Source organism: Sphingomonas sp. (genome assembly GCF_041661885.1).
GTDB lineage: Bacteria > Pseudomonadota > Alphaproteobacteria > Sphingomonadales > Sphingomonadaceae > Sphingomonas.
In genome coordinates this window covers 1-24,236 of record NZ_JBAZTL010000009.1, presented here as the reverse complement: position 1 = coordinate 24,236, position 24,236 = coordinate 1, and the positions used below count along the sequence as shown (strand labels likewise).

General features: G+C 64.2%; 19 protein-coding genes and 1 tRNA gene. 11 read left to right on the top strand and 9 right to left on the bottom strand.

The features are described 5' to 3' along the window. Positions 1-3: 3 nt before the first annotated feature. From trpS to secB, 3 genes are all read right to left on the bottom strand, one after another. Positions 4-1,020, bottom strand: a complete 1,017-nt coding sequence (trpS, locus tag WC704_RS15780) for a tryptophan--tRNA ligase (protein WP_372891605.1) — start codon at positions 1,018-1,020, stop codon at positions 4-6. A gap of 4 nt (positions 1,021-1,024) precedes the next feature. Continuing rightward, on the bottom strand, positions 1,025-2,623 hold the full coding sequence (gene murJ / locus WC704_RS15775; protein ID WP_372891603.1) for a murein biosynthesis integral membrane protein MurJ: 1,599 nt from the start codon (positions 2,621-2,623) through the stop codon (positions 1,025-1,027). Between the two features lie 65 nt (positions 2,624-2,688). After that, positions 2,689-3,210, bottom strand: coding sequence for a protein-export chaperone SecB (gene secB, locus WC704_RS15770; RefSeq protein WP_372891601.1), 522 nt, complete (start codon positions 3,208-3,210; stop codon positions 2,689-2,691). A gap of 179 nt (positions 3,211-3,389) precedes the next feature. Here secB and WC704_RS15765 point away from each other — a divergent pair, with 179 nt between their 5' ends. The 4 genes from WC704_RS15765 to WC704_RS15750 all read left to right on the top strand — a co-directional run bounded on the left by WC704_RS15765 (position 3,390) and on the right by WC704_RS15750 (position 7,719). After that, positions 3,390-4,034, top strand: coding sequence for a Tim44/TimA family putative adaptor protein (locus WC704_RS15765; protein WP_372891599.1), 645 nt, complete (start codon positions 3,390-3,392; stop codon positions 4,032-4,034). A 137-nt stretch (positions 4,035-4,171) separates the two neighbouring features. Then, positions 4,172-5,404, top strand: coding sequence for a murein transglycosylase A (locus WC704_RS15760; protein ID WP_372891715.1), 1,233 nt, complete (start codon positions 4,172-4,174; stop codon positions 5,402-5,404). Beyond that, positions 5,379-5,975: a Smr/MutS family protein gene (locus tag WC704_RS15755; RefSeq protein WP_372891597.1), complete on the top strand. Its 597-nt coding sequence runs from the start codon at positions 5,379-5,381 to the stop codon at positions 5,973-5,975. The genes WC704_RS15760 and WC704_RS15755 overlap by 26 nt, the downstream gene beginning before the upstream one ends. Positions 5,976-6,045: 70 nt before the next feature. After that, positions 6,046-7,719, top strand: coding sequence for a putative bifunctional diguanylate cyclase/phosphodiesterase (locus WC704_RS15750; RefSeq protein ID WP_372891595.1), 1,674 nt, complete (start codon positions 6,046-6,048; stop codon positions 7,717-7,719). A gap of 128 nt (positions 7,720-7,847) precedes the next feature. Here WC704_RS15750 and lepA read toward each other — a convergent pair whose 3' ends face one another. Beyond that, positions 7,848-9,704 carry a translation elongation factor 4 gene (gene lepA, locus WC704_RS15745; protein ID WP_372891593.1) on the bottom strand — a complete coding sequence of 619 codons (1,857 nt, stop codon included), beginning with the start codon at positions 9,702-9,704 and terminating at the stop codon, positions 7,848-7,850. 108 nt (positions 9,705-9,812) lie between these two features. Between lepA and WC704_RS15740 the strand changes: the two genes are divergently transcribed. Both WC704_RS15740 and WC704_RS15735 read left to right on the top strand, forming a co-directional pair. Further along, positions 9,813-10,781 carry a CsgG/HfaB family protein gene (locus tag WC704_RS15740; RefSeq protein WP_372891591.1) on the top strand — a complete coding sequence of 323 codons (969 nt, stop codon included), beginning with the start codon at positions 9,813-9,815 and terminating at the stop codon, positions 10,779-10,781. A gap of 73 nt (positions 10,782-10,854) precedes the next feature. Next, on the top strand, positions 10,855-11,397 hold the full coding sequence (locus tag WC704_RS15735; RefSeq protein ID WP_372891589.1) for a peroxiredoxin: 543 nt from the start codon (positions 10,855-10,857) through the stop codon (positions 11,395-11,397). A 5-nt stretch (positions 11,398-11,402) separates the two neighbouring features. Here WC704_RS15735 and WC704_RS15730 read toward each other — a convergent pair whose 3' ends face one another. From WC704_RS15730 to WC704_RS15710, 5 genes are all read right to left on the bottom strand, one after another. After that, a complete protein-coding gene (locus WC704_RS15730) occupies positions 11,403-11,924 on the bottom strand; it encodes an AAA family ATPase (protein WP_372891587.1) in 522 nt (173 codons plus the stop codon). After that, the gene (pnuC, locus tag WC704_RS15725) at positions 11,921-12,490 is read right to left on the bottom strand and encodes a nicotinamide riboside transporter PnuC (RefSeq protein WP_372891585.1); all 570 of its coding nucleotides are present in this window, start codon (positions 12,488-12,490) and stop codon (positions 11,921-11,923) included. Before pnuC ends, WC704_RS15730 begins: the two co-directional genes overlap by 4 nt. A gap of 102 nt (positions 12,491-12,592) precedes the next feature. Beyond that, positions 12,593-15,955 (bottom strand): autotransporter domain-containing protein, encoded by a 3,363-nt coding sequence (locus tag WC704_RS15720; protein ID WP_372891582.1) that lies wholly within the window; start codon positions 15,953-15,955, stop codon positions 12,593-12,595. 333 nt (positions 15,956-16,288) lie between these two features. Further along, positions 16,289-16,365, bottom strand: a tRNA-Pro gene (locus WC704_RS15715). A 98-nt stretch (positions 16,366-16,463) separates the two neighbouring features. Beyond that, the gene (locus WC704_RS15710; RefSeq protein WP_372891580.1) at positions 16,464-17,759 is read right to left on the bottom strand and encodes an FAD-dependent oxidoreductase; all 1,296 of its coding nucleotides are present in this window, start codon (positions 17,757-17,759) and stop codon (positions 16,464-16,466) included. Positions 17,760-17,947: 188 nt separating this feature from the next. On the opposite strand from WC704_RS15710, the gene WC704_RS15705 reads away from it, so the two are divergent. The 5 genes from WC704_RS15705 to WC704_RS15685 all read left to right on the top strand — a co-directional run bounded on the left by WC704_RS15705 (position 17,948) and on the right by WC704_RS15685 (position 24,164). After that, on the top strand, positions 17,948-21,328 hold the full coding sequence (locus WC704_RS15705; RefSeq protein WP_372891578.1) for a polysaccharide deacetylase family protein: 3,381 nt from the start codon (positions 17,948-17,950) through the stop codon (positions 21,326-21,328). Positions 21,329-21,387: 59 nt separating this feature from the next. After that, positions 21,388-22,146, top strand: coding sequence for a molybdate ABC transporter substrate-binding protein (gene modA / locus WC704_RS15700; RefSeq protein WP_372891576.1), 759 nt, complete (start codon positions 21,388-21,390; stop codon positions 22,144-22,146). Continuing rightward, entirely contained in the window at positions 22,146-22,835 is a 690-nt protein-coding gene (gene modB / locus WC704_RS15695) for a molybdate ABC transporter permease subunit (RefSeq protein ID WP_372891574.1), read from the top strand. Before modA ends, modB begins: the two co-directional genes overlap by 1 nt. Beyond that, complete coding sequence (locus WC704_RS15690) at positions 22,825-23,424, top strand: ATP-binding cassette domain-containing protein (RefSeq protein WP_372891572.1); 600 nt, start codon at positions 22,825-22,827, stop codon at positions 23,422-23,424. The genes modB and WC704_RS15690 overlap by 11 nt, the downstream gene beginning before the upstream one ends. Positions 23,425-23,612: 188 nt before the next feature. Further along, positions 23,613-24,164 carry a hypothetical protein gene (locus WC704_RS15685; protein ID WP_372891570.1) on the top strand — a complete coding sequence of 184 codons (552 nt, stop codon included), beginning with the start codon at positions 23,613-23,615 and terminating at the stop codon, positions 24,162-24,164. The last annotated feature ends 72 nt before the right edge of the window (positions 24,165-24,236 follow it).

The following is a 24,236-nucleotide window of genomic DNA, read 5'->3' as shown; positions in this document are numbered from 1 at the left end:
AGGTTACACCTGCAACCCGACCGCCGCCTGCGCCGCCGCCAGCGTCGGGGCCGCCAGCACGCTCGCGCGCGCTGCGCCCTCGGCCAGCACGGCGCTCACCGCCGCGCGATCGTCGAGCAACCCCGTCAGCCGCTGGCGGATCGGCGAGAGCGTCGCCACTGCCAGATCGGCCAGCGCGGGTTTGAACGCGCCGAAGCCTTGCCCCGCAAATTGCGCCAGCACCGTATCGGGCGTCACGCCGGCAAGGGCTGCGTAGATCGTCACCAGATTGCGCGCCTCCGCGCGTTCGGCGAGGCCGGCAACTTCGCCCGGCAAGCCATCGGCATCGCTCTTGGCCTTGCGGATCTTGCCCGCGATCGTGTCGTCGTCATCGACCAGATTGATTCGGCTGGCGTCCGACGGATCGGACTTGGACATTTTCGCGCTCGCATCGCGCAAGCTCATGATGCGCGGGGCGGCCTTGGAGATGAACGGCTCGGGCAGGGTGAAGGTGTCGCCATAATCGGTGTTGAACTTCACCGCGATGTCGCGCGCGAGTTCCAGATGCTGCTTCTGGTCCTCGCCGACCGGCACATGCGTCGCCTGATAGAGCAACACGTCGGCGGCTTGCAGCACGGGGTAAGTGAACAGGCCGACGCTTTGCGTCTCGCCCTTCTTGCCGGCCTTGTCCTTCCACTGCGTCATGCGGCCGAGCCAGCCCATGCGTGCGGTGCCGCCCAGAATCCAATGGAGCGCGCTGTGCGCGGGCACACGCGCCTGGTTGAACAGGATCGCGCGTTTGGGGTCGATGCCGCAGGCGAGCAAGGTTGCGGCCATTTCGGTGGTGTGGGCGTTGAGTTCCGCCGGGATGACCGGCTGCGACAGCGCGTGGAGATCGGCCAGGAAGAACAGGCAATCATCGCCTTCCGGCATCGCATCCTGCCCCATTGAATCTTGAAGGGCCACCCACTGCTTGATCGCACCAAGATAATTGCCGAGGTGAAGGTTGCCGGTTGGCTGGATGCCGGAGACGACACGCATACGCTTATTCCTGGGCGGGCTTGGGGGTGTTGGAGGCGCCGCGCCGCCGCATCAGCGCCTTCAGGTCCGCGATCCGGTAAGCACCGGTGACGAAACAGGCCACGCCATAGACCGCGCTGCCCGCGCCGACCAGTACGCCAAGGGCGGCATAGCGCACGATCAGCGCGCCGCCGAGATAGGGAGTGAGCAAGCGCTCGAACGCGAAAACGGTGGCGCCCATCAGTAATGCTGCGAGCAGCAGGCGCGGGACCTTGCGGCGCAGAGCGCTGTCCGCTGTAAAATGGCCGCGCGCAACGAGTGTGCGATACAGCATCGCGACATTCACAGTCGAGGCGAGCGCGGTGGCGAGCGGCGGGCCGATATGGCCGATCAGCGGGATCAGGATGAGGTTGCCGACGATGTTCACCGCAATCGAAATCATCGCGTAGCGCACCGGCGTCCTGGTATCGCCGCGCGCATAATAACCGGGCGTCAGCACCTTCACGAGCACATAGGATGGCAGGCCGATCGAGAAGGCGCTGAGCGCCCAGCCGCAGCGGCGCGCGTCCATCGCGGTGAAATGCCCATATTGGAACAGCCCGCGCACGATCGGCTCGGCGGCGACCATGAAGGCGACGGTGGCGGGGAGGGTGAGGAACAGCGCCAACTCGATCCCGCGATTCTGCGTTTCCATCGCGGCACTGTCCTGCCCGGTCGAGAGCAGGCGGGAGATGGTCGGCAACAGAATCGTGCCCAGGCCAATCCCGATCAGTCCGAGCGGTAACTGGTTCAGCCGGTCGGCATAATAGATATAGGTGATCGAGCCCGAGGCGAGCAGGCTGCCCGCGAGCGAGGTCGAGATCAGCAAATTGATCTGCGATGCACCCGCTCCGGCGGCGGCGGGGACGATCAACCGCAACATCTCGCGCACATCGGCATCGAGGCGGGGCAAGCGCAGCCGCATGTCGACTCCAGCGCGGTGGCACGCCCATATCAGCCACAGCAATTGCAACACGCCGCCGACCGTTACCGAGATCGCCTGCACGCGCGCGGTCTGATAGACGTCGGTGCCGTGGAAGAACCACAGCCCGACGATCATCGCGAGATTGAGCAGGATCGGGGCGGCGGCATTGACCCAGAATTTGTCGAGCGAATTGAGGATGCCCCCCAAGAGCGACGCCAGCGAAATCAGCGCCAGATAAGGCAGCGTGATCCGCGAGAGCATCACCGCAAAGGCGAATTGCTCGTGGGTCGGATGCTGGCGCGCGAAACCGCCCGAGAGCAGCCAGGTGATCGGCCAGGCCGCCAGGATCAGCGCGCCTGTGAACAGGATCAGGATCGGCAGCAGCACCGCCAGCGCGCGCTCGGCGAATTGATAGCCGCCGGCGATGCCGTCGGGCCCGGCGGCCTTCTTGTTGAACATCGGGATGAAGGCAGCGGAAAACGCGCCTTCCGCAAACAAGGCGCGGAACATGTTGGGCAAACGGAAGGCAACGCCGTTGAACGCGTCCGACGCGAAGCCCGCCCCGACATAGCGCGCCGCCAGCGAATCGCGCACCAAAGCGAGCACGCGGCTGGCCAGCGTCAGGCCGCCGATCGAGCCAAGCGACTTGACGAGGTTCATGGCGCTGTCTTCACAAAAACATCCCCTTCAGCGCAAACCGTGGCGGAAGGGGATGACAAGGCCACTTATGCGTTGCCGACCGTCTCGCCGATCGCCTCTTCGGCGGCTTCCTGCTGCTGCAGGAAGACGCTGGCGAAATCGATCGGTTCGAGCAGCAGCGGCGGGAAACCACCGTCGCGGATCGCGTCGGCCAACACGCGGCGCGCGAACGGGAAGATCAGGCGCGGCGCTTCGGCCAGCAGGAACGGCTGGAGATGCTCGGCGGGGAAATTGCGCAGGCCGAACAGCCCGGCAAAGGAAAGATCGACCAGGAAGGCGACGGTGCCCTCTGCCTCTGCCTTCACCTCGATGCGCAACACGATTTCATAGACATCGTCGCCAACTTGCGCCGAGGCGATATTGAACTGCACGTCGATGGCAGGCGCGGTCTGGTTCTGGAAAATGGCCGGCGCGTTCGGATTTTCGAACGACAAGTCCTTCACATATTGCGAGATGAGGCCGGCGGCAGGAGTCGTGTCCGCGCCATTGCCATAGGGGTCGGTCGTCGGAACCGTGGTGGTGATGAAGCCGTCGTCCTGCTCGCTCATGGAACTCGTCCTTACCCTGATCGTATAAGCGCCACACTTCCGTGGCTTCGTCGAAAGCGCGCGCCTAGCAGGGGGGTGGGCCGAGTTCAACTCGGTGCGACGCGTCATCTCATTGCACGATTTGAATCCTGGGCGCGATCGGCCTATGTGTCCCCTCTATTGAAAGCCCCGGAGGCCGCGTGTTCCTGACCGTTATTCTCGTAATGCTGACCGCGTTCCTCGCGCTCAACCTGTACCGGGTGCTGGGCAAGCGCACGGGGCATGAACAGCCCATGCCAAAGCCCGCCGAAGAACGCGCGCCGTTGACGGTGGTCCCGCGCCAGGTTGAGGCAATCGGCGAGGTACGCGAACCTGTTATCCGCAACATCGAACCCAAGGCGGAGGCCGGTATCCGCGCGATCATCGCCGCCGATTCCACCTTCGACGTCACGCGCTTTCTGGGGGGGGCACAGGCCGCCTATCGCATGATCTTGGAGGCGTTCTGGAAGGGCGACGAGGAACAGCTTGGCTGGCTGGCCGAGGATTCGGTGCGCGATGCCTTCACCACCGCAATTCTGGCGCGCAACACGGCGGGCCATGTGCTCGACAACCGGCTCATTTCGATCGAACGCGCGATCATCTCCGACGCTTCGCTTGAGGGCAAGGTCGCGCGGGTCACGGTGCGCTTCGATGCCGATATTGCTGCGGTGACGCGCGATGCCGATGGCACGGTGATTGCGGGCTCGATGACCGATGCGGTCGAAACGCATGATGTGTGGACCTTCGTGCGCACGCTCAAGAGCAGCGACCCGAATTGGAAACTCGCCGACACCGACGAGGCATAACGCCAATGCTGGGGGGCAGAAGCATCGACGATCTTGCGTTCGCGTCGGTAGCGGCGAGGGACGGGGCACGGTCGGCGGTTTCCCGCCGTTCCGGTGGTTTTCGGTCGGGGCGGATCCTGCTGGCGGGGGTGCTCACCATGTTGCTTGCTGCCTGTGGTGGCCAGGTCGAGCGTCCGCGCCCTGTCGGCAATCGTCCGGTTCCGGTTCGCAAACCCGTGGCGGCAACCCCGATTACGCCGCTCCCAGCCGCGCCGATTGCGCCCGGCACCGCAACCGCCGTCGGTGCCGGGGTTGTGGCTGGCCCGCCGGTTTACACGCTACCGATTGATGACGATGCGGCGGCGCGTGCGCTCCTTGCCTTTCAGGCGTCGTGCCCGTCCCTGATGCGCCGTCCCGATGTGTCCGGGCTGACGCGGGGCGAGGATTGGGCCCCGGCGTGCAGCGCGGCGAAAAGCGTGCGTGCCGGCGAAGCGCGTGCTTTCTTCGCCGAGTATTTCGAAACGGCGCAAATCGGCGACGGCAAGGCCTTTGCCACCGGTTATTACGAACCCGAAATCCGCGGTGCGCGCGAGCGGCGGCGCGGGTATGAAGTGCCGGTTTATGCCCGGCCGAACGATCTGATCGAGGTTGATCTCGGGCAGTTCAACGATACGCTGAAGGGCAAGAAGATTCGTGGCCGCGTCGATGGTCGCAATTTCATACCCTATGATGATCGTACCGCGATCGAGACCGGTACACTTGCCGGGCGCGCGACGGTGCTGGCCTGGGCGGCGGACCCGGTCGATTTGTTCTTCCTGCAAGTGCAGGGCTCGGGGCGGTTGCGCTTGCCCGACGGCTCGATCCTGCGGATCGGCTATGACAATCAGAACGGGCGTGATTACACGGGCATTGGCGCACTGATGAAGAAGCGCGGGCTGCTCGCACCCGGCCAAAGTTCAATGCAGGGCCTGTCGCAATGGCTGCACGATCATCCCGAGCAGGGCCGCGACATCATGCGCGAGAATAAGAGCTATGTGTTCTTCCGCGAACTGTCCGGGCCGCCGCTTGGTGCGCTCGGGATTGTGGTAACAGGCGGAGTCAGTGCCGCCGCCGATCCGCATTTCGTGCCGCTGGGCGCGCCGGTGCTGTTGTCGATGGACCGTACCGATGCCAGCCGCCTGTGGATTGCGCAGGATACCGGGGGCGCGATCAAGGGTGCCAATCGCATCGACACCTTTTGGGGCGCGGGGCCAGATGCAGAGGCGATCGCCGGCGGCATGGCGGCGCGCGGAACCGCCTTTCTGCTGCTGCCGACGGGCACGATTCAGCGGCTGACGGGCGCCCGTCGGTTTGGTGAGAGGCCCGATGGGAACGCGTCGCCTCAGTTCTGATGAAGCGGCGCTATGGGCGCGGGTGATGGCGGGGGTACGCCCGTTGGCCAAGCCCGCCCCGCCCAAGCCCGCCACAGCAAGCGCAGCCAAGCCGGTTGCCGTGCCCGAGGCTGCCCGCGTGGAACCGGCCAAACGCCCCGCCATCCGCCCTTCCGCCGCTGTTCCGGTCGCCACCAGAACCGTGCGACCGCTCGCCGCGCCAAAACCCCCTGCCAACACGCTCGACGGCACATGGGACAAGCAGATTGCGCGCGGGCTGGTGTCGCCCGATCGCACGATCGATTTGCACGGGCACACGCTGCAATCGGCCTATACTGTGCTGGACGGTGCCCTGGATGCCGCGATCCGGGCGGGCGATCGTACGATCCTGCTGGTGACCGGCAAACCGCCGCGCCCGACCAGCGAGCGGCCGCACGCACGCGGTGCAATCCGCGCGGCGACGGGAGACTGGCTCGCCGGATCGCGCCACGCCGATGCAATCGCGGCGGTGCGCGCGGCGCATCCGCGTCACGGCGGCAGTGGCGCGCTCTACATCGTGCTGAAACGCGCGCGGGCCTCGCGAAAGTCTTAACCTTTCGCTGCCATGTTCCTCTCGCGCCGGTGCGTTTTGCATCCGGCTAGGGGGAGTTTGCGACATCGCAATGGAAGGGGTAACGCTCAAGAGCCGCGCGATCGTCTTTGCGATCAGCGCCGGTGCGGTGGCGTTCATCCTCGCTTTGGCCGCCACCTCGTCCGGCGGCGTCGATATCAGCAACATTTCGCGCGCGCTGATCCCGGCAATCGTGTGCGCGATCATGTGCTGGGCGTCGGCCGAGCGCAGCATTTCGGGCATCGCCTCGGCGATCGACGCGGCCATTGCGCGCTTGTCGCAAGCCGCGCATGGCGACCTCAGCGACCAGATTCCCGCGGAAATCGGCGACAATGTACCGCAACTCGCCGCCGCCATGCACGGCCTGTTCGCGCAGTTGAACGCCAATCTCGACAGCGTGCAACGGCTGGCCATGTTTGATCCGGTGACCGGGCTCGCCAACCGCACCAATTTCCGCCGGACGTGCGAGCGTCTGTTGTCGATTGTCCAGCCGGGCATTGGCGGGGCGTTGTTCTTCATCGACCTCGATCGCTTCAAGAGCGTCAACGATACGATGGGCCATGCCTGCGGCGACATGCTGCTGGGGATGGTTGCCAACCGGCTGCGCGCGGTTGCCGATGGCGTCGCAATTCCCGACGCGGGGCCGGCGCCGCTGATCGGTCGCCTGGCGGGGGATGAATTTACGATGTTCTTCGCGCATGTCGACACGGTCGAGGCGGCGCGGATCGGGCGCGCGGTTTTGTTCGCGCTGGCCGAGCCGTTCGATCTGGCGGGCACGCAAGTCACGATCGGCGCGTCGATCGGGGTTGCGTTGCGGCCTGACCACGGCGAGACGCTGACTGACCTGATGCGCGCTGCCGACGCCGCCATGTATCACGCTAAGGGCAGTGGTCGCGGTCGGACCGAGCATTTCTCGGCGGAACTGGCCGCGCAGATCGAGGAGCGCGCCGGCCTCGAAAGCGATTTGCGCGAGGCGATTGACCGCGATGAATTTACCCTCGTCTTTCAACCGCAGGTGAGCACCGGCAAGGGCCAGATCGTCGCCGCCGAGGCGCTGCTGCGCTGGCGCCATCCGCGTGACGGGCTGCGCCTGCCCGGCACCTTCCTTGAGCGCGCCGAGGAAACCGGGCTGATCGTTGAGATCGGCGAATGGGTCGTCCACAGTGTTGCCGAGACGATCGCGCGCTGGAGCCGGATGGGGATCGAGCAGCGGCTCGCCGTCAATGTCTCGCCGCGTCAGCTCGACCATGCCAGCTTCTTCCGCCGCCTGCGCGAGGCGATGCACCGCGCCGACGCACCCGCGCGCCTGCTCGAACTCGAAATCACTGAAACGCTGGCGATGCATTGCAGCGACGACGTGCTGGAGGCGATTGCGCTGTTGCGTGCCGATGGCGCGACGATCGCGATCGACGATTTCGGCACCGGCTATTCGAACATCGCCCGGCTGCGCGCGCTCCCGCTCGACCGGATCAAGCTCGACCGCAGCCTGGTCGAACATATCGTCGACGATGCCGCCGCACGCACGATTGCCCATGCAGTGATCGGGCTGATCCACGGCCTTGGTTGCGAAGCCGTTGGCGAAGGCGTCGAAACCCACGCCCAGGCCGACATTCTGCGCGTCATCGGCTGCGACGTGATCCAGGGCTATGTGATCGCCCAGCCAATGGACGAAGCCGCCTTCCTCGCATGGAGCCGCGATGAAGTGCGTTGCGCGGCGCTCGGGTAACAACCCGCAATCTTGGCGTCCCTCGACCGGAAATTTACCGATCCAAATCACCAAATTTGAGGCGCATAGCGGCCCATCAAATCCCCATCGCCCGGTGTCCGCCGTAGCCGCCGCCGTCCAGTCCAGCGCTACCCCTCATCCCCCATCCGCAGCGCCGCGATAAACGCCTCCTGCGGGATGCTGACCGAGCCATATTCGCGCATCCGCTTCTTGCCCTCTTTCTGCTTGTCGAGCAGCTTGCGCTTGCGGCTGGCGTCGCCCCCGTAACATTTCGCGGTCACGTCCTTGCGCATCGCCGCGATCGTCTCGCGCGCGATCACCTTGCCGCCGATCGCCGCCTGGATCGGGATTTTGAACAGATGGCGCGGGATCAGATCCTTGAGGCGCTCGCACATCCCACGCCCGCGCGTCTCGGCGGTGCCGCGGTGGACGATCATCGACAGCGCATCGACAGGCTCGTTGTTGACGAGGATACTCATCTTGACGAGGTCGCCCTCGCGATAGCCGATCTGGTGATAATCAAACGAGGCATAGCCGCGCGAAATGCTCTTCAGCCGGTCATAGAAGTCGAACACCACTTCGTTGAGCGGCAGCTCATAGGTCGCCTGCGCGCGCCCGCCGACATAGGTCAGGTCCTTCTGGATGCCGCGCCGGTCCTGGCACAGCTTCAGGATGCTGCCGAGATATTCGTCGGGAACGTAGATCACCGCTTCGATCCACGGTTCGGAAATGCTCTCGATCTTGTTGGGATCGGGCATGTCGGCGGGGTTGTGCAGCTCGATTTGCCCACCGCCATGCGTCAGCTCGATTTCATAGACCACCGACGGCGCTGTGGTGATGAGGTCGAGATCATATTCGCGCGTGAGGCGCTCCTGGATGATTTCGAGGTGGAGCAGGCCGAGGAAACCGCAGCGGAAGCCGAAACCGAGCGCGGCCGAGGTTTCCATCTCGAAGCTGAACGACGCGTCGTTGAGGCGCAGCTTGCTGATGCTTTCGCGCAGTTTCTCGAAATCGTTCGCATCGACCGGGAACAGGCCGCAAAACACCACCGGTTGAACTTCCTTGAAGCCCGGCAGCGGCTCGGCGGCGGGGCGCTTGGCGTCGGTGATGGTGTCGCCGACGCGGGTCTGCGCGACTTCCTTGATCTGCGCCGTAATGAAGCCGATCTCGCCGGGGCCGAGATCGGTCAATTGCTCGATCTTGGGGCGGAAGCAGCCGACGCGGTCGACCAGATGCAGCGTGCCCGCTTGCATGAACTTGATCTGCTGGCCCTTTTTCAGCACGCCCGCCATCACGCGGACGAGGATGACGACGCCGAGATAGGGGTCGTACCAGCTATCGACCAGCATGGCTTTGAGCGGCGCATCGGCATCGCCCTTGGGCGGCGGGATGCGCGTGACGATCGCTTCGAGGACTTCGGCAATGCCGATGCCGGCCTTGGCGCTGGTCAGCACCGCCTGGCTGGCATCGAGGCCGATCACTTCCTCGATCTCGGCCTTCACCTTGTCCGGGTCGGCGGCGGGGAGGTCGATTTTGTTGATGACGGGCACGATCTCATGGTCATGCTCGATCGACTGATAGACGTTGGCGAGCGTCTGCGCCTCGACGCCTTGCGCCGCATCGACCACCAGCAGCGCGCCTTCACACGCGGCGAGGCTGCGGCTGACTTCATAGGCGAAGTCGACATGGCCCGGCGTGTCCATCAAGTTGAGGGCATATTCGATCCCGTCCTTGGCGGTATAGCGCAGCCGCACCGTCTGTGCCTTGATGGTGATGCCGCGTTCTTTCTCAATGTCCATGTTATCAAGAACTTGTTCGGACATTTCACGGTCGCTGAGGCCACCGGTCGCCTGGATCAGGCGATCGGCAAGCGTCGACTTGCCATGATCGATATGGGCGATGATGCTGAAATTGCGGATGTTTTGGAGAGGGGTCACGAATTCGCCCGGATGAATGCTGCGGAAAGGAAAAGCGGCCCATAGCATCGCCAGCGCGTGGGCACAAAGCCCGTCATCATCGTCGCGATGGCCTATGCCACTCGCCGCAAATCGGATATCCAGCCAGTGTAACGACTCTAAGCGGGGGGGCAGAGTATGTCGAAATTCGCGACCGGAATGGCGATGGCGGCGATCATCGGTAGCGTGCCGGTGCAGGTTGAGGCGCAGCGACTGGCGAAGCCGTCGGGTACGCAGAAGTTGCAGGAAGCGACCATGAACGACGTGCCACATTGCGCGCGCAAACATGGCACGATCTCGATTGTCGATGGCGACGATTCGCGCGGCTGGACGCAATATAACCTCGCGCCGCCCCAGAAATTGCTCAAGGTGCTGGTGCAGCGTTCGGGCTGTTTCAACATCGTCGATCGCGGCAGCGGTCTGCAGGCAGCGCAGCGTGAGCGCGATATTGGCGGGAATTTGGGGCTGCAGCGCGGTTCCAATGTCGGCCAGGGCCAGATCAAGGCCGCCGACTATGTCCTGCAGGCCGAAGTGCAGGGTGCCAACAGCAACGCCAGCGGCAGCGGCGTTGCGGCGGGGCTCGGTGGCTTGATCGGCGGACCGATCGGCGGGATCGTCGGCGGCGTGCGCAGCCGAAAGATGGAAGCCAATGTCGTGCTGTCGATCACCAATGTGCGTACCACGGAGACGCTGGCAACCGAAGATGGCTATGCTGCGAAGAACAGCCTCAGCTTTGGCGGTGGTGGCGGCGTGTTTGGCGGGGGTGTCGGTGGCGGCGTAATCGGTGGCGGTTATGACAATACCGATATTGGCCGGATCGTAACGCTGGCGTTCATTCAGGCCTATGCCAAGCTCGTCAACGATCTCGGTTACGTGACGCCGGGTGACACCGGCACCGCCGAAGCCGCTCCCGCCAAGACCTTCACGGCGCAAGGCCCGCTCGCCTTGCGCACGAGTGCGAGCGCAACCGGTCGCGTGTTGCGGACCTTGCCTGCCGGGGCGATCGTTTACCCCACCGGCAACAAGAACGGCCTGTGGTGGGAAGTCGCTGACGAGAATGACAATGTCGGCTGGGTGCTCAACACCAAGCTCGCGCCGTCACGGTAACGGAGCGGAGGAGCGGGCTGGCGGCGATAGCGGCGACGGGCTAGGGTGATCCTCCGATTTAGGAGACAGTGCCATGAAGTTCGCCACCCCGCTTGTCGTCGTCGGCCTCGCCCTCGCGATGGCGACGCCCGCCACCGCTGCGCTCAAGGTTGGAGCGAAGGCTCCCGATTTCACCACGCAGGGGGCGCTTGCCGGAGCGCCTTTCAGCTTCACGCTGGCCAAGGCGCTGAAAAAGGGGCCGGTCGTCGTCTATTTCTTCCCAGCCGCCTTCACGACCGGCTGCACGATCGAGGCGCATAATTTTGCCGAAGCGGCGGCGGATTATGCCAAGAACGGCGCGACCCTGATCGGGCTGACGGCGGGTAATGTCGACAAGATCGCCGCCTTCTCCAAGGAAGAATGTCGCAATAAGTTTCCGGTCGCGGCCGCAACGCCTGCGATGATTACGGGTTATGGCGTGCCGTATAAAGCGGGTGCCTCGATCACCAGCCGCACCTCTTACGTCATCGCGCCCGATGGCACGGTTATCTACGAATTGACGCAGAACAACCCGGTTGGGCATGTCGAGGCAACGTTGCAGGCGGTCAAGGATTGGCGCGCCAAGCATAAGGGCTGAAGCCGCTAACCAAGGCCGAACCCCGCCGCCCTGATCGCCGTACATGCGGCGGCAAGGCGAGCGGGGCCGCGACCGGCGACGATTGTGTAGGGCAGGTGGCGCCGCTCCAACTCGGCGCGCGACAGGTCGAAGAAGCGCTGTCGCTCCGCTGTGCTGCCGAACAGGCGCGTGCCGTCATCGATCCACGGCAAATCGATGTCGAGCAGCAGGTACAGGTCGGCGGTATTGTGCCATGCGTCGAACCACGGGTCGCGCGTGCCGAACAGCATGTCGGCCCACACCGCCGTCATCAGCGGGTCGGTATCGAGCAACACGGGGTCGGCACCGGTGCTGAGCGCGGCTTGCGTCATCGCATCATGCGTCTGCGCGATCTCAACCAGATCGGCCATTGTAAAATCGGTCCCATGCTGTTCGGCGAACGTGCGGCCATATTCGGGGACGAACACCGTCGCATAGTGCGTGGCGAGCTGTTCGATCAGCGTCGACTTGCCTGTGCTTTCGGGCCCGTGCAGGCAAATCACGGTCATGCCGCAACGGTCCGTCGCGCAACGCGTTGCCAGTCGAGCAGGCCCCAAATCGCCAGCCCCAGGAAGATGGCGTAGAGCAGCATTGTCAGCCATAATCCCTTGGCGGCATAAAGGCCAAGCGAGCCGATATCGACCGCGATCCACAACCACCAGCTTTCAACCGTGCGGCGCGATTGCAACGTCTGCGCTGCGATACTCATCACCGCGAGCGTCGCATCGGCCCAGGGTAGGGCCGCATTGGTAAAGCGGTGCATCCCAAATCCCCACAGGGCGGCCGCAATCAGGCATCCGATCGCCCAGCGCAAGCGGGTGCGGTTGGTCAGAAGCCCGATCGTCACTTCGCCTGCTTGCGCGCGGACGCGGGACCAGTTCCACCAGCCATAGATTTGCACGACGAAGAAAAACACCTGCAGCAGCGCATCGCTGTACAGCCGCGCGTCAAGAAAGATGATCGCGTAAAGCGCAACCATCGCGAGGCCGAAGATATAGTTCCAAATGCTGCGCAGCACGACCAGCGTGACGTTGGCGAGGCCAAGCAGGAACGCAACGATTTCGAGAACGGTCATGGTGCGGAGCGGTAGCAGGGTGCGCCGCCGCGCGTCGAGCATCGATGCACAAAGGGCTGCCCGGTTGTCCGGACGGCCCCGTGTGTTTGCGCGGCGCGTGGTTTAGAAAGCGATCTTGATCGCCGCGCGGTAGCTCTGGTTTGAGATATCGCCACGACCAACCGTGGTGTCGGCCCCAACCGAGAGTGTGACGTCCTTGGTGGTATAAGACAGGCCACCGCCAATTTCGCCCCAGTCCTTGTCCTGCGCGCCCAGTGCGAACAGCGCGTTCGGCCCGACGCCGCCGACGAAATTGGCACCGAAAGAGGTCGGGTGGTCGACGAAATCGTGGACATAATAAGCGGAAAGGTACGGCTTGATCGCCTTGCCCCCGCTCAGGTTAAGCCCGGTCAATGCCTGGACACTGTCCGCCGGAAGGGGAGCAATCCGCAGCGCGGTTCCGTGACCGGTCTCGTTCGCACCCGCCCAGTCGATCCGCCCGGCACGGAGCGCTGCCCGTGGCGTCACCGTCACGCCACCGCCCACGCCGACCGCATAGCCGAGCCCGATTTGGCCTGAATAGGTGAGCGAGCTTTCATGCCCGCGCAGCGTGAAGGGCGTTCCCACCAGCCCGACGTTGCGGCGCGTTGTGGTATCGAGAAAACCCAAATTGGCCTGGCCGTCGAGCGTGAGCGGGCCAGCAAGCGTAACCTTGCCATAGGCGCTGGTCTGGAACAGGTCGGCGCGGGCATATTGGCCGCCCGTCGTCGAACCGCTGGCATTGGTGTAGGAGAAGGACAGGCCGGCAAGGGTGCGGCGGCTAAGCTCGCCCTCAATGCCGCCTGCGACATAAAAGCCGTCAAAACGGTCCCGCGCGCCAAGGGGAACGGCGGTTGGCATGGGGCGGCTGCTACCGTTGAGATAGCCAGCGGCGATGAAGCCGTTGATCGTGTCGGGCAACTTGCCTGGGCGCAGTGTCGTGTCGTTGGTGGCAAGGCCAGCGCCACCCGCGGCGACCTCTCCCGACGCGCGGCTTGCGGCGAAGAGAAGCGGATTGCCGATGATCGCGAGCGTCCCGTCGGCATCCCCATGATCGAGATTGGCCAGGCGAGCGGCGTTGAAGCGCTGAATATTGTCCACCGCCACCGTGCCAAGCGCGCGCTTCAGCGTCTGCTCACGCGGCGCAAGACTGTCGAGCGTACCTTGAATGGTGGCGGCATTCTGCAGATCGAGCGGACCATAAACATCGGCAAAGGTGTTGTAGATCGTCCGGTTCTGGTCGAGCAGTTGCGCATAAGCGCGCTGTACCGGCGAACTGCCGACGACGTTTGCGTACAGTCCGGCGTCGATTGCCACCTGTACCGCATTGGCCGAATAGACGAAGCGCGGCGTCAGGATCGCGCTGAGCGGAATCGGGGCGGCATAGGTCCCGGTCACGCCGCCTTGCGCGGTCAGGATCGTGTAGAGATCGCCATAGCGAATGGTGTGACCAGCAACCGGCGCAAAGCCCACCACACCGCCAACGCTTGCGACACCCGTGACGGCGAGCCTGTCGGACGTGCCCGCCGGGCCGAGGTCGATGAATTGCACCGTTCCCGACGAGAGGACCAGATTGCCGCCGAAGGTGATGGTGCCCAGCGTCCCGGCGGTTCCCGGTAGGATCATGCCGCTCACGCTGGTGAAATACGGGGCGTTGAACCGCCCGGAACCGGTGATGCCGCCCGTCAGCAACAAATAATCGCCGACCGAGGTGATGGTGCCGTTGTTGGTAACAAGGCCCTGCAAATGGTTGATGTTGATGAGGCTGGTCAGCGATGCCCCGCTATTGACGGTCAATTTGGCGGCGGTGCCGTTGAGCGTCAGCCGGTCGATAGTCACAGATGTGCCAAGCGTGGTGGTGCCAGCGGCGGCCAGCGTCACGTCGAAATAACGTGCGTTGATCTGGTTTACCGAATCGGGGTTGATGTTGTTGGGGACGAAGTTGGTTGCGCCGGGCAAACCATTGGCGAGCGTGGCTGCAGGCAGAACAGCCGAGCCAGCGGCAGTGCCGGGAACTGGGTCGGTGACCGCGACGCCGTGGTCGTAATAAACACCGGTCCTTACATCGTAGCAGACATCGGAGGCGAAATTGGGTTCCTGATCGCAGATTTGCCCGAATTTGCCTGCAGTGCCCGCTATACCTTCACCGGGCGTGGTCGGCACACCGTTGACCAGCGCACCGTTGACGATGATGTTGTACGCTGGATCGATATTGGTCACCCAGTGTGTCGGGTCGGTCCAATTGCCGTCACCCGCCAGCGTGCTGACGTAGCGATACGGGTTCGCAGCGGCGATATAATCCCAATATAGATATAGCGGCTGATAGAAGGCGCTGGTGCCGTAGCTGCCCGAGGGCTGCGCGCCGAAATAGCGGGTGCCGCCGGAGAGCACGGCGATCACCAATTGTTTGGCGTAGGTGCGGTCGAGAATCAGCGGGCCACCCGAATCGCCGGGGCCGGTAATGCCCTCCCCGGGGAGCGCGTTATCCTTGAAGATATTGAAATCGAAACGGTTACTGCGTGCATTTGGAGCACCGCTGCTGTCGAAGTCGATCTGGTAAAGATTCTGTGGGCGACCGCGCGGCGTGATGCCGAACAGGCCGATGTCGATGTCATCCAGCGAGCCCAGCAGGCCAAGATAGTTTTCAGCAAGCCGACGGCGGTAATCGACGCCGACATTGGTGCCGCTGGTCGCCGTTCCGGTGTTGCCATAGCCGGCAAGCGCAACGTGATAACCGGTGCCGGTCGTATCACTAATCGATCCTGGCGCAGGCAGTGCGGAGAAGAGCAACGCCCAGGTCGGCACGTTCGCCGCAGGTGTATCGAGCGATGCGATCGCGACATCGGCCTGCAGGAAATTGTTGGCAAGACCGAGGTCGAGCGAGTGCGCGTTATATTGAACCTGGTTGACGTTGTAGAGATATTCCGAAACCGAGGTCAGATATTTGGCCCCGCCCGCCGTGCCGTTGAGCCAATGGCCGAAGGCTGAATTCCCCGCGAGATTGTTGTTGGCCTGAAATCCAAATGCGATCGGCAATTGGCCCGCGCCAGTGCCATAACCCCACGGATTCATCGCGGAACCGGTCGGGCTTTCGTTCACGCAGTGCGCCGCAAAGATCACCGTGCGCGGGTTGATGAGCGTACCGGTACACAGGCCGATGAAACCATTTCTCTGGTCGATGATCATTTGCCCGATGCCGGTAACGTTGACCGGATCGCGATCGGTTACCGAGGTTCCGGGGGGCGCGATGACGATGCTGGGGTCGGATGCCGGGAGCGTGGTTTTGTTGGTCTGCGCCTCAAGCACATAGGCCCCATTGCTGCCGGCAACGGGCGTGTCGTTGAGCGTCGTGGCCTGTACCGCGCCACTGGCCAAGAGCGACCATGTCGCAGCAGACGCCAAAAGCGTCGAGCGTGCCGCAAATGCACGAGTGCGAAATGTGATCATCGATATTCCCCCCAGATGGGGCTGCCCCTGCCGCGCCATCGTGCCGTAGACGCTAAATATGGGGCGCAAAAAGCTCAAGGCCCATCGAGGCCGAAACGGCTATATTTTGTAATAATTCAAGATAATGGTGATATGTTGCGGTTTTGCAACGTTGGTCCGGACTGTGAGGGGGAAGCGCCGCGTCACGCGGTGGCCGCTGAGCGGCTCAGCACGTTCTCAACGATGCGGGGATGACTGGAGCGGCATAGTGTGTCGCGGCGACATGCCATCGCGACAACCCGCTTTCATTATCGAGCAGCGCCTGGAGCGCACATCCTCGATTCAGCCCAGCAATGGTCGGGGCGATAGGATTCGAACCTACGACCCCTGGACCCCGAGACCAGTGCGCTACCAGACTGCGCCACGCCCCGACACATTGCAGGGCGCAGCGCGTAGCCGCAGGGCGCGGCGGTAGCAAGTCAAAAAAACGTAGTGATCGCGCGCGGTGTTGGCGGCACGGCTCGCTTTGTCACCGGAGCACGGCGAGCATCGCATCGATCGTCGCGAATTTTTCGCGCGGAGCCCCGCTGCGCGCGCGCGCGATTTCCGCAGCTTCGATCTTTTGCCAATCGCGGAAGGTGACCACCGCAACGCCGCGTTCCGCCAGGAGCACGTCGAGATCGGCGCGCCCGCGCTTGCCGCTGTTCGGCGGGATATCCGCAGCGATCAACTCCGCAATGGCGAAGCCATCGGGGCGGTTGGTGCCGATCGTGCCGGTTGGCCCACGCCGTGCCCAGCCCACCGCGTATAATCCCGGCGCGATCCGTCCATCGACATTGGCGAAGCGCCCGCGCTTTTCGTCATAGGGCACACCCGCGATCGGCGGCGTGCGATAGCCGATGCAACTGACGACAAGGCTGGCAGGCACCGCATAGGTTTCGCCTGTGTCCCGCACCTCTCCCGCATCGTCGATCGCGGTACGGGCGACGATGACGCGCTCGACTTGGCCGTCGCCTTCAATCCGCAGCGGTCGGGCAAAGAAATCGAAGGCGATGCGAATCGGCTTGTCGTCGCGGCGTTCGGCGAAGGCGCGCAAATGCGAGACCGATTTTCGCAAACCGGGTTCCAGTGCGGCATCGCTCTCCGGCGGCGGCAAGTCGGCGGGATCGACCACGGGCAGCGCGCGCGAGAGATGGGCAAGCTCGCCAAGCTCCTTTGGGGTCATCGCGATTTGCTGTGGCCCGCGCCGCGCGAGCAAGGTGATCGTGGAGGTGTGTGTGTCGCGCAATCGCCCCAGCGCGTGGGCGGCGATGTCGGACCCCGCAAATTCGTCCTCCGCCTTGGCCAGGATGCGGGCGACATCGAGCGCGACGTTGCCCGCGCCGATCACCACCGCATCGCCGCCGCCAAGTGGGGGGGCAAGGTCGGCAAAGTCGGGATGGCCGTTGTACCAGCCGACGAAGGCGGCAGAGCCGATGACGCCTGGAAGATCGTCGCCCGCCACGCCCAGCGATTTGTCGGCGGGCGCGCCGGTGGCAAGGACGACGGCATCGTAGCGATCGAGCAATTCGGAAATCGAAATATCGGTTCCCACGGTAACATTGCCGACAAAACGGACCGTGTCGCTCAAGGCAACCGTTTCATACCGCCGTGCCACGTTTTTGATCGATTGATGGTCGGGTGCGACACCGCTGCGGATGAGGCCGTAGGGGACGGGCAAGCGATCGAGAATGTCGATTCGCGCGGTATCGCCGAACGTTTTTTGGCAACCCTCCGCCGTATAATATCCCGCCGGGCCGGAGCCAATGATGGCGATGTGACGCATGGGGGCCCTCCTGTTGGCCATATCCTAGCGTCGGGCTTGGCAGGGGCAAGCACGCGTTCACCCCTAGCCTTGTGTGTCACGATGAAGGTACAGTCCCGAATGAAATGAATGTCATGTTGGCGTCGTGTTTCGGCCATGCGAAAGGGCCGATGCGATCATGAGATTTTACCCCGAGGACACCTAACCCGATGAGCAGTGCCCCCGTATTCTACGATGCTTCGGGGCGGCGCCGCCGCCGCTTCGCGATCGCGGTGGCAGCGTTTATTTTGTTGATCGTGGTGGCTGTAGTCGCCCTTGGCATATCGATCGGCGCGGTTCCGCGCGCGCCGTTGCTGCCGGTCGAAGCCGAACACCCCGCATTGACCAGGCTTCCGCCGCCACACGAACCGCTGTTGAAGAGCGCGCGCGGTGACCTGACCGATTATGCGCGGCTGCTTGGTGCCCGCCCGCGCGGCGTTGGCGTTGACCAGCCGCTGGCCATTGCCTTTCATGTGCCGTGGGACGAATCCTCTTCAGCGTCGCTGCGCCGCAATATCGCCGAGCTTGACTGGCTGATTCCTGGCTGGGTTTCGGTCACCGGGCCCAATCATAAGGTTACCGTGTTCCGCGATGTCGCGGGGCGGGAGATCATCAACCACTCGCCGCACCGTCCGTTGCTGTTGCCGATGATCCAAAATGCGGTGAACGGCGATTGGGACGCGCGGGGCATGGAGGCGTTGCTGCGCACCCCTACGCAGCGCAAGGCCCTTCTCGACAAGCTCGAACCGTGGCTGGTGGCAAACCGGGCTGGCGGCGCATTTTTTGATTTCGAGGAATTGTCGGCAAAGGGGCAGGCCGATTTCCGCACCTTTCTGGCCGAAGCGCGCGCGCGCTTTGCAAAGCATAATTGGGTCATCGCGATCGCGGTGCCGATTGGCGAGGCCGATGGGCAGAATGGCTGGAACCTGCGGGCCTTCGCCCCGGTGGTCGATCGTATTTTTCTGATGGCCTATGACGAGCATGAAGTTGGCGGCGACGCTGGGCCGATTGCGTCGCAGGCGTGGTTCGAACAATCCGTCGCCCGCGCGGCGCACGGTTTGCCCCGCAGCAAGATCGTGGTGGCGATCGGCAGCTATGCCTATAATTGGCACGACCATACCGGCGAGCCCCTCGCCGTCGATGAAGCGTGGGAGACGGCGCGCCAATCGAACGCGATGCCGGTGTTCGACAAGGCCAGCGGCAATTCCGGCTTTGCCTATGAGGAAAACGGCAGTCGTCATGAGGTGTGGATGCTGGATGCCGCATCCGCCTACAACCAGTTGCGCTTCCTGGAGCGGTCGGGGCTGGACGGGGTTGCCGTGTGGCGATTGGGATCGGAGGATCCGGGGCTTTGGTCGATCTTTGGCCGCTCGCACCGCACCTTGCCGCCCGCGTCCTCGATCGAAAAAATTCCGGCTGGCACCGATGTGGACATCGACGGCAGTGGCGAGATCCTGAAGATTGCAGGCGTGCCCGTGCAAGGCGTGCGCCGCGTCCAGACCACCAAGGGCGGCGCGATTGCCAATACCGTGTTCGAAACCTTGCCCTCACCCTATATCGTGGCGCGCACGGGCTATAAGCCCGGACTTGTCGCGCTGACCTTCGATGACGGCCCCGATCCGACCTGGACCCCGAAGGTGCTCGACATCCTGAAGGAAAAGAAGGTGCCGGGAACCTTCTTCATCGTCGGCGAAAATGCGCTGACCCAGCGCCCGTTGCTGGAACGCATGGTCCGCGAGGGCCACGAAATCGGCAGCCACACTTACACCCACCCCAATCTGGCGGGCGCGTCGCTTGCCGAGACGACCTTCCAGCTCAACACCACGCAACGCTTGTTTCAGGCCTTTACCGGCCATTCGCTCCGGCTGTTCCGTGCCCCCTATTTTGGCGATGCCGAACCGACCACGGCGGACGAAATCGAACCGGCGCTGCAAGCGCAGGACCGCGGCTATATCTCGGTCGGGTTGCACGTCGATCCGGGTGATTGGAAGCGCCCGGGCGTCCAGAATATCATCGATTCGACGGTGGCGCAGGTAACCGATCCTGCGGCAAAGTGCGACCTGAGCAATCCCGAACCGCAATGCAGTCGCAATATCGTGCTGCTCCACGACGCCGGCGGGGAGCGCTCTCAAACGGTCGAGGCTTTGCCACAAATCATCGATCAATTGCGCGGCAAGGGCTATACCTTCGTGCCGGTGTCGACGCTGGCTGGCCTCCCGCGCGATATCGTGATGCCGAAGCTGTCCGCGAGTGACCAGGCAGCGGCGGCAACCGACCTGTTCATCTTCAGCGCACTCGGCGGGATCGTTATCGCCCTGGGGTGGATTTTCTTCTTTGCCATCGCCATCGGTATCGCGCGTGCGGTGATCTTGTCGGCGCTGGCGTTGATTCAGGCACGGCGTGAGAGCCGGACGATCTTCCCCGAGATCGACCCGACTCGCTTCGTCACCGTCATGATCCCTGCGTTTAACGAGGAACTGGTGATCGAGCGGGCGGTGCGCGGTGTGCTCGCCTCGACCGACGTGCGCGTTGAAGTGATCGTGATCGACGATGGCTCCAGCGACGAAACCAGCGAAGTCGTCGCGTCCGCCTTTGCACAGGACCCGCGGGTAAAGCTGTTGACGCTCGAAAATGGCGGCAAGGCGCGCGCGCTCAACCACGCGCTCGCGCTGGCGACGGGCGAGATCGTCATTGCGCTCGATGCCGATACCCAATTCGAACCGACCACCATTGCGCGGCTGGCGCGGTGGTTTGTGGACCCGAAGATCGGTGCCGTGGCGGGCAACGCCAAGGTTGGCAACCGCGTCAACCTGCTGACCAAATTCCAGGCGGTCGAATATATCACGGCACAGAATCTTGAGCGGCGGGCGCTGGCGCGGCTGGATGCGGTGACGGTGGTGCCGGGTGCAGTCGGTGCCTGGCGGCTGGCCGCGATCCAGCAAGTCGGCGGCTACCCGGACGACACGCTTGCGGAAGATCAGGACCTGACGATCGCGATTCAGCGCGCGCGCTGGAAGGTGACCTATGACCAATATGCCGTCGCCTGGACCGAATCGCCCGAGAGCATCAAGGGGCTCGCCAAGCAGCGCTTCCGCTGGGCGTTCGGCACGCTGCAATGCCTGTGGAAGCACGGAATCATTATGGCGACGGGCAAGCCGCGCGGGCTGGCGCGGGTCGGGCTGCCGCAGGCGATCCTGTTCCAGATCGTGTTCGCCGCGATCTCGCCGATCATTGATCTCGCGCTGCTCGTCAGCTTCGTGACGACCTATCTGGCGGTGCAGGCGCATGGCTGGGAGCAGACGCAGCACGATGTCGAGAAAATGCTGCTTTATTGGCTCGTGTTCACCGCGATCGATTTGCTCGCCGCGACGGTTGCCTTCGCCCTGGAGCGGCGCGAAAATTGGCGGCTGTTGTGGCTGCTGATCCCGCAGCGCATCGGTTATCGACAGATCATGTATTATGTCGTCATCAAGGCGATTGCGCAGGCCTTGCGCGGTCCGCGCGTCGGCTGGGGCAAATTGGTGCGCACCGGGCGCGTGCAGACGGGCTAAGGCGCGGGCAAGCGGGTTTGGCTATATGCCCGTCGATACGGCTATCGTATGGACGCGCTATGAAACGTGTTTTGCTTCTGTTGCTGCTCCTCGCCGGAATCCCCCCGGCGGCGGCAAAGCCTGCGCCGCAAGGGCCGCTGGTGCTGGCCGCCGCCAGCTTGCAGGAGGCGATGACCGCGGCGGGCCATGCCTGGGCCGCACAGGGCCATGCCGAACCGGTGCTGTCCTTCGCCGCATCCTCGGCGCTTGCGCGGCAGATCGCGGCAGGGGCGCCCGCCGACTTGTTCGTCTCCGCCGATCAGGCGTGGATGGATGATGTCGCCGCCAGGGGGCTGCTCGTGCCGGGCACGCGCGCGCCCTTCCTCGGCAATCGGCTGGTGATCGTCTCGGGCGTGCGCAACCCGGTGAAGGTGCCGCTGGCCCCGGCAGCGCTGGCGCGGTTGCTGGCGGCGGGGCCGCTGGCGATGGCTGACCCCGACAGCGTGCCGGCCGGACGCTATGGCAAGGCCGCGCTCACCGCGCTCGGCGTGTGGGCGCAGGCGCGACCGCATGTCGTCGCCGCAGAGAGCGTGCGCGCGGCATTGGCGCTGGTTGAGCGCGGGGCAGCCCCGCTCGGCATCGTCTATGCAACCGATGCCCGCGCCGCGCCCGCCGTGCGTATTGCGGGTGTGTTTCCGCCGCGCAGCTATCCTGCGATCACCTATCCGCTGGCGCGGTTGAAAAGCTCGACCAACCGCGAGGCGGAAGGGTTTCGCCGCTTCCTGCTGTCGCGCAGCGGGCGGGCGATCTTCGCGCGCTTCGGCTTCGACGCGCGGTAATGTTCGCGCCTGAGGAATGGGGCATCGTGCTGCTGTCGCTGCAGGTCGGCGCGGTGGCGATGGTGGTGACGCTGCCGGTCGGGTTTGCGCTCGCCTGGGTGCTGGCACGCACCACATTTCCGGGGAAGGTGCTGCTCGATGCGGTGGTGCATTTGCCGCTGGTGGTGCCGCCGGTGGTGACGGGCTGGGTGCTGTTGCTGGCCTTTGCCCCGCACGGGGTGATCGGCGCGCCGCTTGATGCGTTATTCGGCGTGTCGGTGCTGTTCCGCTGGACCGGGGCGGCGATTGCGGCGGCGGTGATGGCGTTGCCACTGACAGTGCGGGCGATGCGGCTGTCGATCGAGGCGGTCGACCAGCGGCTGGAAAGTGCTGCGCGGACGCTGGGGGCGGGGCGCGCGCGGGTGTTCTGGACGATCACGCTGCCGCTGAGCGTGCCCGGCATCCTGGCGGGCGCGGTGCTGGGCTTCGCACGCTCGATCGGCGAGTTCGGCGCGACGATCACCTTCGTTTCCAACGTGCCGGGGCAAACGCGGACGCTACCGCTGGCAATCTATAGCGCGTTGCAGCAACCGGGCGGCGAGGCGATGGCGTGGCGGCTGTCGGGCATATCGATCGCGCTGTCGCTGGCGGCGTTGGTCGCATCCGAGCTGCTCGCGCGGCGGCTGGGAAAGGGGCACCATGTCCTTTGATGTCGCGCTGACCAAGCGAATCGGCGCGACCGAGATCGCCGTGAGGCTCGAACCCGGCGTCGGCGCGACGATTCTGTTCGGCCGGTCGGGTGTGGGCAAGACCAGTGTGCTCAACATGGTGGCAGGGTTGCTGCGCCCTGATAGCGGGCATGTGCGGGTCGGCAGCGAGACGCTGTTCGGCGACGGCGTGGACGTGCCGCCCGAGCGCCGCCGCGCGGGTTATGTGTTTCAGGAGCCGCGGCTGTTTCCGCATCTGCGCGTGCGTGGGAACGTGTTATACGGCGCGGGGCGGGGGGCGGAGATTGGCAACCGCCTGGATTTTCTGGGTATTGGTGACCTGCTCGATCGCTGGCCGCGCACGCTTTCGGGCGGAGAGGCACGGCGTGTGGCGATCGGGCGGGTGTTGCTCAGCGACCCGCGCTTCCTGTTGCTCGACGAACCCTTATCCTCGCTCGACCGTCCGCGTCGGGAGGAGGTGATGCAGGCGATCGAACATATCCGCGACGTGCTGCGCCTGCCGATCCTGATGGTGACGCACGATCCCGAAGAAGCCGAACGATTGGGCACGCGCGTGGTGCGGATGGGGTGAGCGGACCGGCGGGTTTGGGATAGAGGCACCTTCCCCATCGCTGCACCCAATCGCCAGGCAGACTGGGATCGCGCTTGAGCCATTATGGAGGCGTCTTCGCTTTTGCGCACCGGTCGGATGGCTCATCTTTGGCTACCGATGTCGCGAGGGGCATTCCGTCCGCGACTGGACTGCGAAGGGAAGCCGTTATGCCGTTGACCACCGCTGAGGCAAATTACATCTTCAATCAGACCTTGGGCTGCCGTTATGGAACCACCACTGTCGGTGCGGCCTATGGTTTTATGGACATCGTTGGCGAGGGCCAGAGTGGCGGACCGGACCCGGTGCCGCCGCTGACCGTGCTGTCCTGGACCCAGAACCCCAACCAGCCAGAGTTTGAGCCGCGTTGGGACGACCGGCTGTGGAACACGTGCGGCAAGATCGTCGATCTCAGCCCGGCGGGCACGGTGTTGCTGGTGACCAAAGCCGCGCCCAATGCCGAGCGCTATCTCTTCAACAGCGATGCGGCACGGGGGGACCGCTACTCCTTCCGCAAATGTCCCCGCCTGCAGCCCGATTCCGCAGTCCTGGCGACGATTCCCTATGGCGACGGTGTCGCTGCGGTCGAACAGGAGGATATCGTCGCGACCACTTCTACCGCGACGGTGGACGTCAAGACGGTGCAGAAGCTGTACGATGCGATCAACCGTAAGCGTGGGCTGGAGGCCGCAGATCAGGCGGCTTCGGCGATCGGTTGCTGATCTGGTCGCCAGTTCCACGGCATGAGTTCATCCCAGCGGGCAGCGGGCCAGTTGTCGGCGATCTTGGCGATG